This window comes from Nitrospirota bacterium (genome assembly GCA_035516965.1).
Lineage (GTDB): Bacteria > Nitrospirota > UBA9217 > UBA9217 > UBA9217 > MHEA01.
The window spans coordinates 1-15,664 of the sequence record DATIZR010000028.1 but is presented as its reverse complement, the minus strand read 5'-3'; the positions used below and the strand labels follow the sequence as shown (position 1 = coordinate 15,664).

Genomic DNA, 15,664 nt, shown 5'->3' with positions numbered 1-15,664 from the left:
GTCTGCGGTTGCTAACTATTTCCAGGGAGGGACAGTCACATGGCTACGGCGAAGAAATACGTATATTTTTTCGGCAGCGGAAAAGCTGACGGGACGGGGGCGATGAAAGACCAGCTCGGCGGGAAAGGCGCCGGCCTCGCGGAGATGACCAACGCCGGAGTTCCCGTGCCTCCGGGCTTTACGATCACCACCGAGGTCTGCAACCTCTTCTATGAGCTGGGCAAGAAGGTGCCCAACGGCCTTGACGGGGAAATGCGCGAGTACATGAAGAAGGTCGAGAACGCGCTGAGCGGAAGCTTCCTGTTCGGCGACACCGCCCGCCCGCTGCTGGTGTCGGTACGCTCGGGCTCGAAGTTCTCCATGCCGGGCATGATGGACACGGTTCTGAACCTGGGCTTGAACAACCAGACCATCCAGGGTCTGATCCGAAGGACCGGCAACGAGCGGTTTGCCTGGGACGCCTACCGCCGGTTCATCCAGATGTTCGGGAACGTGGTGATGGGCATCGAGAAGGACCAGTTCGAGCACATCATCCACGAAGTCAAGAAAAAGAAGCGGGTGAGCCTCGACATCGATCTGAACGCCGAGGACCTGAAGGGGCTCGTCGACAAGTTCAAAACAAAGGTGAAGCAGATTACGAAGCGCGAGTTCCCGCAGGATCCCTGGGAGCAGCTCATGATGGCCAGGGACGCGGTCTTCGGCTCATGGAACAATCCGCGCGCCATCACCTACCGCAAGCTGAACGACATCCCGGGAAATCTCGGAACGGCCGTGAACGTTCAGGCCATGGTGTTCGGCAACATGGGCGATACGTCGGCGACGGGCGTGGGCTTCACGCGGGACCCTTCCACGGGCGCCAAGGAGTTCTACGGCGAGTACCTGACGAACGCCCAGGGCGAGGACGTGGTGGCCGGCATCCGGACGCCCCACCCGATCGCTGACCTCGAGAAGGAGATGCCCCAGGTATACCGGCAGCTCCGGGACATCACGTCACGGCTCGAGAAGCACTACCGTGATGTGCAGGACTTTGAGTTCACCGTGCAGGAAGGCAAGCTCTTCATGCTCCAGACCCGCACGGGAAAGCGCACCGCCCAGGCGGCGATCAAGATCGCTGTTGACATGGTGAGCGAGGGCCTCATCTCCAAGGAGGAGGCCGTGCTCCGCGTCGAGCCCGCCTCGCTGGACCAGCTGCTCCATCCGATCATCGATCCCAAGGCGAAGATAACGGTGATCGCCAAGGGCCTACCCGCGTCTCCCGGCGCCGCTTCCGGGACGGCGGTCTTCACTGCAGACGAGGCCGTGAAGTGGGCCAAGAAGCGCCCGGTCATCCTGGTCAGGCCTGAAACGACGCCCGACGACATTCACGGTATGGACGCGGCAAAGGGCATCCTGACGGCACGCGGCGGCATGACCTCCCACGCGGCGGTCGTGGCCCGCGGCATGGGCAAGCCCTGCGTGGCCGGCTGCGAGTCCGTCAAGGTCGACCTCAAGGCCGAGAGATTCACCGTCGGGAAACACACGGTCAAGGTGGGCGATTACATCACGATCGACGGCGGCACGGGCCGCGTCATTCTCGGCAAGGTGCCGACCAAGGACCCCGAGGTGAGCGGCGACTTCGGAACGCTCATGCAATGGGTCGACGGGATCAGGACCATGGGCGTCCGGGCGAACGCGGACATCCCGCGCGACGCCAAGATGGCACGCCAGTTCGGCGCCGAGGGCATCGGGCTCTGCCGCACGGAGCACATGTTCTTCGCCGAGGAGCGCCTGCCCATCGTGCAGCAGATGATCCTCGCCGATACCACGGAAGCGCGCGAGAAGGCGCTGGCCAAGCTCCTGCCCATGCAGCGTTCGGATTTCAAGGGCCTCTTCGAGACCATGGACGGGTACCCGGTCACCGTGCGCCTCCTCGACCCGCCGCTCCATGAATTCCTGCCGAAGCGCGAGGACCTCATGGTCGAAGTCGCGGTGATGCAGGCCAAGAAGGCGCCCCAAGCGTCGATCACGAAGAAGGAGAAGCTGCTCCAGCGCGTCGAGGCGCTCCATGAGCTGAACCCCATGCTCGGCCACCGCGGCTGCCGCCTCGGCATCGTCTTTCCGGAGATCACGCGCATGCAGACGCGGGCCATCATCGAGGCGGCCTGCGAGGTCGTCAAGAAGGGCAAGAAGGTGGTACCCGAGATCATGGTGCCGCTCGTGGGCATCAAGAAGGAGCTCCAGAACCAGAAGGAACTGATCAAGAAGACCGCCGAAGAGGTGATGGAGAAGAAGGGCGTGAGGGTAGAGTATCTGATCGGCACCATGATCGAGCTGCCTCGCGCGGCCGTCATCGCCGACGAGATCGCGAAGGAGGCCGAGTTCTTCTCTTTCGGCACGAATGACCTGACCCAGACCACCTTCGGCTTCAGCCGCGACGATGCCGGCAAATTCATCGGCTACTACACGGAGAACAATATCCTCGAGAAGGACCCCTTCCAGACCCTGGACCAGGAAGGCGTGGGCGTCCTTGTCAGAATGGGCGTCGAGAAAGGCCGCAAGACCAGGCCCAACCTCAAGGTCGGCATCTGCGGCGAACATGGCGGCGATCCGGTCAGCGTCGAGTTCTGCTACAAGACCGGGCTCAACTATGTGAGTTGCTCCCCCTTCCGCGTGCCGATTGCGCGGCTCGCGGCGGCCCATGCCAAGCTCAAGGAAAAGGGAGTGGGCGGATCGGTATCGAAGTAAGCGATGCGTGCAGGAAATGGATCGAAGGGCGGCTGAATAAGCCGCCCTTTTTTTGTTCATGAAAAGGATGTGCCACGGAGGCGAAGGGGCGCGGCGAAAAACCGGATCAGACGCGGACAGACGCGAATGGAGAAAAACTGCGGCCGCAAGGAATTCAACGAGCGGACGAGCCCCTGATAGGCAATGGCGTCCGGGGAAGCGGTTATCTCCGCTTGTACCGGCCCATCAGTTCCCCCTGCGCGAGGACGTGGCCCTTCATCGCCTTCTCCAGAGCCGCCTTCGTTGCGCCGGAGCCGAGGTCCAGCATGGTATCCAATGCATACATTTTGAAGAAATAACGGTGCGTTCCCGGAGGAGGACAGGGGCCGCCGTACGAGGTCTTCCGGAAATCATTGGTCCCCGGCTTCGCGCCGGCTGGCACGCTGTTCTCCTTGATTTCCCGCATCGCCGGGTCAATGTTCCAAAGGACCCAGTGGACCCAGGTGCCGTTCGGAGCGTCAGGATCATCCATGATGAGCGCCAGGGACTTCGTCCCCGCAGGGACATTGCCTATGGCCAGGGCGGGGTTCACATCCTGGCCGTCACAGGTGAACTTTGACGGGATGAGCTCTCCGGTCCTGAAGGCCGGGCTCGTGATCGTAAGCGGTTCCATTGCGATACCCTCCGTGGGCAGGGTGCCTGCCGTAAGGTGAACAGCGAGAAGCTGAAGCACGAATGCGATGTCGGTCGCCCGCATGGGTTCCCGTTCTCCTTTTTCCTTCTTACCTGAATGATAGCACACTCCGGAACGAATTACGGCAGCCACCGACCTTCGCGCACCGTACATCCCAAGGGCAGAGGGAGGGGATCTCAAAGTCCATTTCTCTGTCCGCTCTTTTACAGCCGTCCCGGCTTATGGTATACTGGTGTGCGGTTCAGAGAGGTCATGATGATTCCCGACGAAAAATACATGCGCATGGCGCTCCGGATTGCCGAGAAGGCCAGGGGACGGACCAGTCCGAATCCCATGGTCGGCGCCGTAATCGTCAAGAACGGCAGGGTGATCGCCTCGGGCTATCACCGGAAGGCGGGCGAACCCCATGCCGAGGCGAACGCGCTCATGAGAGCCGGCTCTTCGGCAAAAGGCTCGACCTTGTATGTCACGCTCGAACCGTGCTCGCATACGAACAAGCGAACGCCCCCCTGTTGTCCGCTCGTTGTTGAAACGGGGATCAAGCGGGTCGTCGTGGCGATGATCGATCCCAATCCGAACGTATCCGGAGACGGCATCCGGCGGCTCAGGAAAGAGGGCATCCAGGTTACGACGGGCGTGCTTGAGTCCGAGGCAAAAAAACTGAACGAGGCCTTTGTCAAGCATGTGTCGTCGCGCATGCCCTTTGTGACACTCAAGCTGGCCCAGACCCTGGATGGCAAGATCGCGACCTCGTCAGGAGAATCGAAATGGATCACCGGAGAGCAGGCCCGCAAGGAAGGACACAAGCTTCGCGATTCTCATGATGCCATTCTGGTCGGGATCAATACCGTCCTGAGCGATGATCCATCGCTCACTACCAGGGTCCCGGGCGGGAAAGACCCGGTCCGCGTCATCGTCGACAGCTCGCTCCGCATCCCGCTGAATGCCCGCGTGCTGACCCAGAAGTCTCCGGCCAGAACGGTTCTTGCGACGCTCTCCGGATCGACACGCAAGATCGGCAAGCTGCGAAAGTCCGGCGCGGAAGTTATCCGGGCCAGGAGCAAGAACGGCCGCGTGGACCTGCGGGATCTCATGCGGAAGCTGGGCAGGATGGGCATCATGAGCATTCTCATCGAAGGCGGGTCCGAGGTCAATGCTTCGGCGTTGAAGGCGGGCATCGTGGATAAGGTCGTCCTGTTCGTAGCCCCGATACTCATGACCGGGAGCGATTCGATCTGCTCGGTCGGCGGTTCGTCGCCCCTGAGGCTTGCTCATGCGGTAAGGCTCAGGGACCTTTCCTGCAGCAAGGTCGGCGACGACCTGATGATCGAAGGCTACACGCGGTATCCAGGAACGAGAGCTGAGTAAAGGACGGCAGGACATGCGGGTCTGACAGCCGTTCCCGTGTTGTCACGTGAATAGCCCAGCATTCTTTATGAATGTCCAACGGTGAGTTCGACCGAGAAAGACTGCAGGAAGGGATCCAGGTACAGGAAGACGGGGATCATTTGCGTTCGTTCTCAAGGCGGGAGGAGGCCCGGGCGATCAGCGTTTCATGGATGACATGTCGATTGGCGGCGGCACCATCAGCTCCTGGGCCCGCCGGCAGACCGCATCGGCAGCATCGATCATCTTTTGTTCGCTGTCGATCTTATGGTCGGGCAGACCCACGACTCCGATGCTCATAGTGACGTTCGTTGCGTCGGGCCACGTAAACGGGTGGTTCGCCACGGCCTCGAGGATCCGTGCCGCGGCCTGGAGTGCATCGTTGCGGATCGTGTTCGGAAGCAGCACGATGAAGGCTTCTCCAGACCACCACGCAGCGGTATCCACTTCCCGTATCGTTTTCTGAACAAGCCCGATGATCGCCTTAACCAGGCCTTCGTCGGCCCTGCGCATCATCTTCTGACCGTCCAGGTTGATCAGCATGCAGCTCATCTGCTGTTGAAAGCGTACGGCCCTCTTGAACTCCTTAGAAAACATCGCCTCGAATTGTGGACGCCCGAACAGTCCCGTCGCGGGATCGTCGACAGTATCTCCCGTGCCAGCGAACGAAAGAATCGGAGGCGACCGATTATCCTGATGTAACTCTGACTGTTTTTCCGGATTCGATCCTCGTCCGTGAGAGGGCGCCGGTTCAGGTTTTCGAATGTCTTCCGGGCCCTGTTTGGAGATCAGCATCAAGTCAGCCGGAGGCACTGCATGAAGAAAGGGGCCGGGCTTCACGTTTTGTTCGGGTGTCAATTCCCGTTTCCGTGCCGCTGCTGATGCAGGCTGAGAACGGTGGGCCGGCGGCGCATTCGGAACGAGTTTCAGATTCGGCTTGGGTGTCTGCTGCATCACGGTGATCAGGGCCGGACGCGGCTCCGGGAACTGGATTGTTGCCCCGTTCGAACCCTGTTGTGTGGCATCAACGGTCGGCATCGGTCTCAGGCGCTGTTTCACATCCTGCTCCACAGCGACCGTCTTTCCGTTGAGCACACACGCGATGCGGTTCCTGAGTTCGCTTCCGGTGTACGGTTTCGCCAGATAATCGTCGGGACCATACGCTTTGTCTGCCATATGCTCCGGCGTATACCCCCGCGCGGTGATCAGGATGATCGGAATGGAGCGTGTATCAGGCCGCTTCCTGAACCGATGGCAGAGATCAAGGCCCTCGATGTCGGGGAGCGCAACATCGAGGAGGATCAGATCGATGACTTCCTGCCGAGTTATTGTGAGCGCAGTAAGGACAGAACCGCTCACGAAAACCTTGTAGCCGTTCCCCTCAAGGAGGCGCTGGGTGTCATTTCCCCGCGTCAGTGTAGATTGTATAAGCAGGATAGTTTGCTTTTGCATGTGATCGGCTCATGAAGCCCCAGCGAATTCCTCACTCCCATCGTCACTTCGGAAGAACGCGGTGTTGGCGACGGGGGCAGGCTGTTCAAAAGCGCACGGGGCGAATAGAAACACATAAAAAATACCATAAACAAACTTTAATTGTCAATATATTTGATGGGGTATTTTCAGGGTACTACGGCAATCCATCCTGCACTACTGTCCGGTGGCCCACTTGGCGGCTTCCCGCACCGTTGCCTGGTCGAACTTGAGCCGCAGTTTGATGAACGGGCCGGCGGCGGTGAACTCGGATTTCGAAAAATCACGGTCCCTATATCCGGTCATGTTATATCCGATGCTCATCCACAGGTTGGTGCTTAAGGTCACGCCCACCGAGAGGGCGCTTCCATACTGCTTCTGGTCGGCACTCCACGAGCGGAGCGTGCTGCCGCGGAGACCCACATCCAAGCGCTTGGTGATGTCGTAACGGCCCTCCAGACCGATCAGGTCCGTATAGCCATGGAAGTCCTGGCTGTCTATGGTTTCTCCGACGTACTTTGCTCCGTACTGCAGTGAGACCTGCCCCATGTTGGGAACCTTGTAGTTTGCACTCAGGTTGTTGACCACGCGGCGGTTGTTGTACGCTGCGGACACGAAGTCCTCCTGCTCTTCAACAATGAGATCAAGGCGGTCGAGGATGATCCATCGGGCCTGGGGCGGGCGGTAGGCGAAGCCCAGACGCAGGTCCTCGTTCTTTTTGCTGGATCCCGTTATTCCGTCGGTCCGGAATCCCTGGAACGCTCCGGCCAATCCCCATCCCGGCATCAGCTCGCCGTTGGCACCCGTGAACATTCCGATCCTCCGTTCAAGGTCCGAGACGCGGTGTTCGATCCTGCCGGTCCAGGACCAGTGTTCCTGGCGGTATCCCGCGCCGAGCGTCACGGCCGTAAAGTCTTCGCCTCCTGAAGCGGGCGGCACGTTGGGGTTCGGCAGGAACGTTTCCGAATGATGGATCGTAGACGACCTGTCGAGCCCGGCATCAACGCTCCATTCCTTGCTGATCTGCCAGCTCTGTTTGAGCCCCGTGGTGGAAAAGAGCCGGGTCCCGGATTCGGTCGCCTGCTGCTCCATGGTCGAACCGATCTGTGCGCCCGTCCAGGGCGAGGATCGCAGACCCACCCGCGTCGTCGCCGTGCTCCGATCGTCGCCCCTGGTGAGTTCCTCGTCGACGAAGAGGGTCGAGCTCGTATTCAGCCTGTAGTCGGCTCCCATGGTCGTCCGCGTGGGGTAATCGGCGTTCTCGCCGCGGCCGCCAACCGTCTCATCGTGCTGGAGTCGCAGGGTCAGGCGGTCATTCGCGCGGTACCGGATCCCTCCGAATATCTGGTCCGACTCCTCGACCATGCCGGTGCTGAAGGAATCCTCGGCATGCCGCAGCCCGGCGAAGTATTCCGAGCCCGAGGCGGCGTACCTGCCCTGAAGCTCGCCGACGTCGCGGACGGCGCCGGTGCTCAGGGTCTCCTGCCGGAAGGCCGAGCTCCTGAGGCTGGCCGCTTCCGTGAAGCGGTAGGCGAGATCGACGCCCATCTTGCGCGTTCCGGATTCACTCACATTCTGCTGTCCCAGGCCGAAGCCCTGCTCCTCCTCGCGCACGTAGACCTTACCGTCGAACCGGGCAGACTGGTGGGTCACTTCCGTAAGATACGCGGAGGCCGTACCGCCGGCCAGGGGATCGTTGTTTCTCGTCTCGGCGATCTCGGCCCTGGCTTTTGTCGTCTCGCTCAATTTCACGGTCGCATCGGTCCCGATCAGGTCCGAGGCTCCCCCGACCTGACCCTCGTGGATGTACGTGCCGCCAACTTCGACGCGGTTGTCCATGAGCCGGACCGCGCCCCGGCCTCCATAATTATAGGACAGGTCCGATGCGTCGAATGACTCGTAGGCTGCCACGATGTAAATGGGGTTAAAGTTGCTGTCCCGGTTGAAGACCGGCGACTTGAAGAATAGCGTGCCCGAGTCGTAGTCGATCGTGTAGTCAAGATAACGGCTGAGCTGCTGGGTGGAGAGGATCACCTCACTGTGGAAACGGTCACGGGTCTCGATAACGATCGTTTCCGAGTTGATGACGATGTTCCTGCGCGAAAGCCGGTACAGGCCGGACGTTCCGTCGCCGGGGATCTCGTCCCGGACGAAGGCCTGGTTCGTCTCGCTCGCGAACACGGTGGCGTCCGCCTTGTCGCTCTTCAACTCGGACTTGAACCCCGTGAAGTTCCTGCTGTACCGGGAGAGCTCGGTGACCGTGAGTCCGGTGTCGTAATCGCCGAAGAGCGCGTAGAACTGGTCGCGCTCGAGCTTGATGTAGATGCGTTTGGCGCTCGCCGCGTCGTAGTGCGTATCCGTGGAATCGCCGTAGAGCGTGTAGTACTTGTTGGGATCGATGGTCTGGTACATGCTCCGGTTGCCCGTCGCGTTCGCCGCTGAGCTTTCGTAGGCCGCCGTCAGCAGCCACTCACCCTTGATCTGGCCCTTGGCATAGAACGCCACCCTGCCGTCGTTATAGTACCGGTCTTCTGCCCCCGAGTTGGCCATGGTCTCCATGTTGCCCGTCACCCGGTTGTACCCCGCGGTGCCTTCTGCAAGGCCCACGAGGATCCAGTCGCGGACTTCGGGTTTGAGCCAGACGCGCAGTTCCTGGGTGCTATTCTCGAAGGTCAACCGCAGGACCGCCTGGCCGGTCTGGGTCGTGGGGGCGAGTTCGATGAGCGCGATGCCGTTTTCGCCCACTTCATACTTCAACCGGTCCGTGGCCGCGGCCGTGAGGGGAGACTGTTGGAGTTCCTGGACCCGCTTCTGCGGCAGATAGGGCGGGTCCACCACGTAGTCTTCCCGGATTCCCTCCAGCGCAGGACGGCTGTCCTTGTCGAACAGACGGACGGCGATCACCGACGGAGTTCTGCCGTCGGCGATCAGGCGGGAGCGTTCGGGCACGAGCTCCGCCCGTACCGGCCGGCCGGAATAATGGATGATACGCTCTACGCGGCCCGTTTCCGCACCGGACGCATCGAGCAGGACGGCCTCGAACCGGTTGTCCCCGTCAAAGAGATGGATGCCCTTCCAGACGCTGACCGCCAGCGTGTTGTCCGCCTTTCTTGCGGTTCCCTCGAAGTAGATTCCCTCCACCTCAGCCCCGTTTTGCAGGAGCCTGACGCGCGAGCCCGGATCATGCTTGATCGCGATCTTTGTGTTTGCGATCACGGGAAGACGTCCCTCAGCAGGCCAGAGCCACGCCGTTCCGGGCTGTGCGGTCTCGAGCCATGCGGCATCGTATTCCGGCATCGTCTTCGGGTCCATCGCGGGCGGGTCAACACCGGGGGCCGCGGACTTCCAAGCCCGGCCGGCCGGCAGGCCCCGGGTGGCAACAACTTTCATGCCGCTGCTGTCATTGTTGCCATGCAGCTCCGCGGTATAGATGATCTGTTTCGTTTCGACCTGCAGCTCGACGCGGCGATTCAGCGTGCGTCCCTTTGTGGTCTTGTTCGTCGCCACGGGCTCATCGGGTCCCTTCCCGATGATCGTGACCCGGTCGTCCGGGAGTCCGAGGGCCTTTGCAAGATACGCTGCGATAGTCTCGGCGCGCGCGCGCGACAGGACGTAATTGTCCGCGAATTTTTTCCTGCCGCCGTGGAGGATCGGCAGAGAATCGGTGTGACCGGTCACCGTGATGCGCTCCACGACGATGCGGTCCATGTTCTTGGCGATGCTGTCGAGCTGTTTCCTGTCCGCCTCCGTAAGCGCAGCGCTGAGCGAAGCGAAGCGGGGACGGAGCACGATGTCGGGCACGGATTGATGCTGTTCGATCATGACGCGATTGATCGTCGTTTCCACGACAGGTGTGCGCACGTTCCTGGCCCTTGGCGTGTCCGCCATGAGCACGGCCCGCGTGGTCAGTTCTCCGGCGGGGCCCCCGACCGGGACCAGCGCTTCGAACCGGATCGTTCCTTCCCAGCCTGCGGTTGCCTCGGGTATCCTGAACGTGACCGCCCCCCCCGTGATCTGCGGGTCGTCGACGGGAGAGGCGTTCAGCGCGCTGGTCGCTGGAAGGTAGGTTGCTCCCTCCGGCAGCATGACGGTCACGCGCAGGTCCCGTGCCGGCACTGAACCCGCATGGAGCGGGACCGCGTAGGAGATGACTTCCTTGCCGGCCTCGGCGCGCGTGCCGGTGCCGCCCGTCTTCAGGGCCGAGCGGAGCTCGATGCCGATCTCGCCCGTGGTGTCCGGCTTCGGTACAAGATGAAAATCGGCGCGCCAGAGCGTGCCGCCCTGGAGGTCGACGAACTGCGAGAAAGCCCGGTTGGAGAAGGCCGTGTTGTCCTCGCAGAGCCCGACCTCATACTCTTCCGGGACGGTCACTGTGTCGAGCTGCACCACGTGGGACCCGGGTTTTACGGCAGGGAAATGGAACTGTCCGTTCTTGTCGCTCACGACCGACGTGCCGTCCTCGAGGTAGATCCTGACGCCGGCCAGGCCGTCTCCCGGGAGCGCCGGGTCGCCGCATCCGTCTATGACCACGCGGCCGGCAATGGTAGCCGTGCTATGGAAGAGGTCCTCGACGATCTGGACCGTTGCTGTCGCAATATTCGAGGAGGCCCCCAGGGAACTGACGGCAGAGGCCATGTTGATCGCCGTCCCGGGCCTGGCTCCTGCCGTGACCCCGGTCACATAGGTGATCGTTGCCGTGGCTGACGGAGCGAGGTCTCCGACCGCAAAGGTGAGGCCGCGGCCGTCGGGGGAGACAGCAGGGTCGGCGAGCAGCACGCCGTTTATACGGGCCGATCCCTTCTGATACCGGAACCCCGGAGCGAGCCGGTCAACAACGGACACAGCAGGCGCGATTGCGGAGGAGACGGTATTCTCCAGAATGAGCGTGTAGGGGACGAAATCGCCGGTTGCCGCGGTGGCCTTGCCGGCTGTCTTCATAAGCCACAGACCTCCCGAAACAGGGTCGATGGGAACATCGATGCGGACGGCCGGGCCCGCATTCACGATAAATGCGTCGCCCCGCGAACCTGGCACGATCGCGAAGGGGCCTCCCGGCAAAGTCTGGATGAACGATGTGGGAACGCCCGACGGCGCCCGGTATCCATTGGGCGGCGTGACGGTCAGGCGGTACTGGCCGGGCCTGATGAACGGGAAGCGGAACCCCCCCGGCGTAAACACATACGCCTTGCCGCTGCTGTCCGCGGCGGAGCCTCCCGAGATGACGCTCGACGGGAAGGATGAAACACCGTCATCGCCGAACACGGTCGCCGGCAGATTGGTTGCCGAGTCGATGATCGTGACTGTCGCCCCATTCACCGGCTGGCCCGTCATGCTGTCGAAGACCAGGCCGAGAGGGTCGACCAGCGCCCATGCGGAATGGGCATCCGTGTTGTCGGCGACGTCGGTGTAGGAGGCGGTCACCATCGAGGCCGTAGTTACGTTCAGGGTGCCGTTTCCGCTCGCGGAGGGTCCAGGACCTGTCTGGATATATCCGGTGAACACGCCGGTGTTCGGACCTGTCTCCGTGATCCGGAGCACCTCGCTGTCGCCGGTCGCGTTGTCCCGGATCGTGACGATCACCGTGTCCGCAACTGCGGGGTTGAGGTTTTGGTCATGGTCGGTCAAGCGGATGAACACGGGCTCGCCAGCGTGGTACAGTGTCACCGGGACCAGGGGGAGCGGGTTTGCGAGATTGATCGGCGCGCCTCCGGCGGCCATCGGCGGCGCCTCAGGGACAAAGGGGCCGGCTGACGCACCGCTGGTGCTGTACGCGGTCGGCCCGACCACGACATTCTGGGCGCCGGGCGCGGAAGGAGCATACTGCATGAGTTCGATTGTTGCCGTGGTTCGTGACGCGATGGTGGTAACCGATGTCATGTTGGAATTGGCCGTTAGCGGGCCGCCCAGGGACCCATACATGAACGTGACCGTCGCGACATTGTTGATGACCGTGCCGGCAGGGGTTGCTGCGCCGGCGTTGGAATGGAGCAGAGAAGTAAATGCAAGTATAAAGACGAATAAGAAAATGAGTGCGGATGAAAAACGGGGGGCCGCTCCCGATTCAGGGCGCACTGCGCCTGTTCGGGCTATAAGCGCCGCCAGTGCTGCCCTGTATTTCAGAAGCCGGCCCCGCATGGATAGACATCATGCTCCCTGCCCCGGAAAAGGGCAGGGAGCGCTAAGCCTCCTACTGGATGACCACCTGGTACTTGATGGTCGCGCTGCTGCTGGCAGGAATGGTGAGGCCTGACACGGTCACGGTATTAGCACCGGTTATGCCGAAGTCGACGCCGTCTCCATCGTTGGTGTTCGTTTTGCACACAGCATTCACGACGACTCCTAACCCCGCGCCGCAGTTGTTGCTGCCATCGAGAAAAGCCGTATTAAAAGCGATGTGCCCGTTGGTGATTTCCGTATTCAGATTGTCCGAGATGGCCACGCTCGTCGCCGGCTGGGAGCCCGTGTTCGAGACCTGCACGGTGTAGGTAAGGACTGCCCCGGGAATCGCCTTGGGGCTCGAGGTCCCGTTGATCGGATCGGAGTACACGACCGACGTCTTCGTTACGGCTATGGTTGCCGTTGATACGGTATACGTCCCGGTCGCTGAGTGCTGACCGTCATGAAGGGCGTCAGACGTACCGGCAGCATCGGCAAACACAACGGCCGTTCCGCTTCCGGCAGCGCCGCCCGGCTGGGTCGTTACCGTTGTCGTGCCGGCGTTCGTGGTCTGAGCAACCAGTGCATAAGGCGCCGTGCTCCCGTTCGTCTGGGTCCAGCCGGTTGCAGGAGCATCCGCTACGAGCAGCACCGTGTAGGTCGCGTCGGAGGCGAGACTGCCGAAGGTGGTTGCATCGGCATACAGCGTATCACCGCCATCCACCAGGCCGTTATTGTTGTTGTCCTTGTAGAACCTGATATTGTTCATGGTATTCCCCAGCGCAACGGCTGAAAGAGCGTAGTTCTGGGTCGCATTGCCGTTGTTCGTAACGGTAAATACCATGACGGCGGTCGTGCCTGTCTGGCCTGCCACGATGTTGGAGCCCGTGATATTCTTCACGGTCTGGTTGACCTTGATGTCCACTTTGAAGGACGTGGACCCGCTCACTGCGCTCTGGGTGACGCCGCTGACCACATAGCTCACGGTCGCGGTATTGCTGATCGTCGTGTTGGCTGCCGTCCCCGCCGCCTGGGCCAGCTGCGGCATGATGAGGGCGAAGGCTGCTATACAAAGGACGATCGCCAGCTTATTCAAATGCATCGTTCTCATGTCTGTCTCCTTTTTTTATAGTTGAGAATCGTTCTCGTATTCCGTTCCTTGTGTTCGAAATCGTTCATGTCTGTCCTCCTTCGTTTTATTGTTCAGGGATCGTTCTCATAAATATGATTGGGCCTCCACCTCCTCGCGTTCTCTGTTCTCTTTTCCATGGCGTAATCCTCCATTTCAATATCGGTTGTTATTTTTCAGACAACCCTTATTTGAGCCTTGCGCGGAACGCAGCGCTGCCTGCTGCGCCTGGAGCCAGGGGCTTGAGCAGGGTCCATCTGATGTTCGTGATGTCCTCCGCGCCGGCGCTGCGCACCTTGCCGTCCTTCGCGGTCACCGTGAGCTTGTCCACGGAAGCGAAGGTCTTGCCGTTGTCCGCCGAGAATTCGATGCGGCAGTCCTTTCCCTCCGCTGACCCTGCCACGTAGACCATGTGCTCGGGAACGGGGTTGGTGACGACCACGCCTGTTGCCGGATCTTTTCCCGTATTCGTGTACGTCGTGGTGAAGATGACGACGTCGCCGGGGATGACCTTTACCTGGGAAACGTCCTTCCGCTTCGTCTCCATTTCGCCCTTCGCGTTCTTCTCCATGACATCGACTTCCGCCGCTGATTTCAGCTGGATCGCGCTTTTCTGGGCGAAGGCCGCCGCGGGCATGAGAAGTAGAACTACTATTGCCGCCTGCACAACTGTTTTCATCTTGTATCCCTCCTTTAGTATTTTTTCCATATGGACACCGTGTTCAATTCACCTGCACCTTGTAGGTCACGGTAAAATTGGCGTTGCCGCCGTTCAGAACCCCCGTCGGGATGATCTGGACGCCTTTGATGTTCGGGTCATAGCCGGTCGATGGCGTATACGTGAACGGCGGTCCGCCGCCGGCCTGGTTCGAGTACGTTACATTCGTTGCGTAGTTCCATGTCAGCCCGCAAGCGGGCGCGGCACTGCATGAGAAGGTCACTGAGTTGGAAGGAGTCGGGTCGATGTACATCGTGGTATTGGCAGGTATCGGATCGGTCATCGCTATGGAGCTGCTGTCCGCAGTGCCCGAGCCGCTGTTCGTGACGGTGATCGTATAGAGCATCACCGCTCCGGGGATGGCCTTGGGGTTGCTCGTGCCGTTGATGGGATCCGAGCTGACCACGACCGATTTCACGACCACGAGGCTCGGGAACAGGGCTACCACGGGGAACGTACCGGTCCTGTTGTCCGAGGGAGGCACCGGGATTTCCGTGAGCAGGCCTTCCTGCGCGGTTACGGTAAACGTCCACGACCCGTTGGGCCCCGAGGATGGGAGGGTGGTGTACGCGTATTCAAAGACCTTGGTCGCCGCTCCCGAGTCGAACACCTGGGTCATGACGGCATTGTTCACCACGACCGTGTTATTGGTGTTCTTGATCGTGACCGTTGCCGAGGTAATGTCGTAGCTCCCGAAGGGGTCGCTTACGGTCGCGCGTGTGTAGATCGTGGTGCCGGGGCTGAAGTAGGCGGGTACCGTTGTGCCGGGATAGGCCGTGCTGTACGCGTTGACGCTCATGACCGTGATGACGTTCTGGCACGGCAGGTTGATGAGGGATCGGCTGGAACCATAGGCAGGGTAGACCCTGACGGTTCCCGCCGTATTGTTCTTTACGCCGAGTTTCCAGGAACTGCCCGTAGGGCAGGTCTGATTCACTCCGTTCAGCGACAGGCTGAATACCTCGGCCGTCTGCGTTCCCAGGGCGGCGATGCTGAGGCTGCCGCTCGAGATCGACGTGCCGCCGGAAGAGCATGCCAGGGAAACCGCGACGGTCGTGGCGGCGGTGCTCGTCAGGTAGAGCGTGACGGGAATCGTGTTGCTGATCGAGGTGGCGAGGGTCTCCTGGGACTGGAGTACGGGACTCAGCGTCCATGTCTGAGTTGCGCCTGAAGCAAGTGCAATATTCCCCGGCACGGGGTTCGTCGGGACCGGCGTTCGCGAAAGTTTGTAGGCCGGTGTGGATGTGCTGTCATACAGGTAGAGCGATTTGTTTCCAGTCGACGGTACCTGTGAGACCGAGACCGTGATCGTTGGTGCTGTAGGCGTCCCTCCGATGTTTCCCGGGTTGCTGATTGTTGCTGAGTTGTTGATCAGCGTGCCCGCAGCGGTCCCGTTCGCGATGGTTAC

Annotated in this window: 8 protein-coding genes; 2 read left to right on the top strand and 6 right to left on the bottom strand. The window is 61.1% G+C overall.

All coding sequences use genetic code 11. The features are described from left to right. Positions 1-39 precede the first annotated feature (39 nt). Complete coding sequence (gene ppdK / locus VL197_03500; protein HUJ17036.1) at positions 40-2,724, top strand: pyruvate, phosphate dikinase; 2,685 nt, start codon at positions 40-42, stop codon at positions 2,722-2,724. Positions 2,725-2,926: 202 nt separating this feature from the next. On the opposite strand, the gene VL197_03495 is transcribed toward ppdK, so the two are convergent. Then, entirely contained in the window at positions 2,927-3,376 is a 450-nt protein-coding gene (locus VL197_03495) for a YbhB/YbcL family Raf kinase inhibitor-like protein (GenBank protein ID HUJ17035.1), read from the bottom strand. A 273-nt stretch (positions 3,377-3,649) separates the two neighbouring features. On the opposite strand from VL197_03495, the gene ribD reads away from it, so the two are divergent. Then, a complete protein-coding gene (gene ribD / locus VL197_03490; protein ID HUJ17034.1) occupies positions 3,650-4,765 on the top strand; it encodes a bifunctional diaminohydroxyphosphoribosylaminopyrimidine deaminase/5-amino-6-(5-phosphoribosylamino)uracil reductase RibD in 1,116 nt (371 codons plus the stop codon). A 177-nt stretch (positions 4,766-4,942) separates the two neighbouring features. Here ribD and VL197_03485 read toward each other — a convergent pair whose 3' ends face one another. The 5 genes from VL197_03485 to VL197_03465 all read right to left on the bottom strand — a co-directional run. Then, positions 4,943-6,235, bottom strand: a complete 1,293-nt coding sequence (locus tag VL197_03485; GenBank protein HUJ17033.1) for a diguanylate cyclase — start codon at positions 6,233-6,235, stop codon at positions 4,943-4,945. Between the two features lie 195 nt (positions 6,236-6,430). Next, on the bottom strand, positions 6,431-12,388 hold the full coding sequence (locus tag VL197_03480; GenBank protein ID HUJ17032.1) for an OmpA family protein: 5,958 nt from the start codon (positions 12,386-12,388) through the stop codon (positions 6,431-6,433). Positions 12,389-12,440: 52 nt separating this feature from the next. Next, positions 12,441-13,520 carry a hypothetical protein gene (locus VL197_03475; GenBank protein ID HUJ17031.1) on the bottom strand — a complete coding sequence of 360 codons (1,080 nt, stop codon included), beginning with the start codon at positions 13,518-13,520 and terminating at the stop codon, positions 12,441-12,443. Positions 13,521-13,725: 205 nt separating this feature from the next. Beyond that, positions 13,726-14,217, bottom strand: coding sequence for a hypothetical protein (locus tag VL197_03470; GenBank protein ID HUJ17030.1), 492 nt, complete (start codon positions 14,215-14,217; stop codon positions 13,726-13,728). A 43-nt stretch (positions 14,218-14,260) separates the two neighbouring features. Then, positions 14,261-15,664, bottom strand: a 1,404-nt coding sequence (locus tag VL197_03465) for a hypothetical protein (GenBank protein ID HUJ17029.1), incomplete at its 5' end; no start/stop codon positions are given.

Excerpts from the sequence above, each read along its gene's own strand:
- ppdK (HUJ17036.1), top strand. The coding sequence starts at position 40 with ATGGCTACGGCGAAGAAATACGTATATTTTTTCGGCAGCGGAAAAGCT.
- VL197_03495 (HUJ17035.1), bottom strand. The coding sequence starts at position 3,376 with ATGGAACCGCTTACGATCACGAGCCCGGCCTTCAGGACCGGAGAGCTC.
- ribD (HUJ17034.1), top strand. The coding sequence starts at position 3,650 with ATGATGATTCCCGACGAAAAATACATGCGCATGGCGCTCCGGATTGCC.
- VL197_03485 (HUJ17033.1), bottom strand. The coding sequence starts at position 6,235 with ATGCAAAAGCAAACTATCCTGCTTATACAATCTACACTGACGCGGGGA.
- VL197_03480 (HUJ17032.1), bottom strand. The coding sequence starts at position 12,388 with ATGCGGGGCCGGCTTCTGAAATACAGGGCAGCACTGGCGGCGCTTATA.
- VL197_03475 (HUJ17031.1), bottom strand. The coding sequence starts at position 13,520 with ATGAGAACGATGCATTTGAATAAGCTGGCGATCGTCCTTTGTATAGCA.
- VL197_03470 (HUJ17030.1), bottom strand. The coding sequence starts at position 14,217 with ATGAAAACAGTTGTGCAGGCGGCAATAGTAGTTCTACTTCTCATGCCC.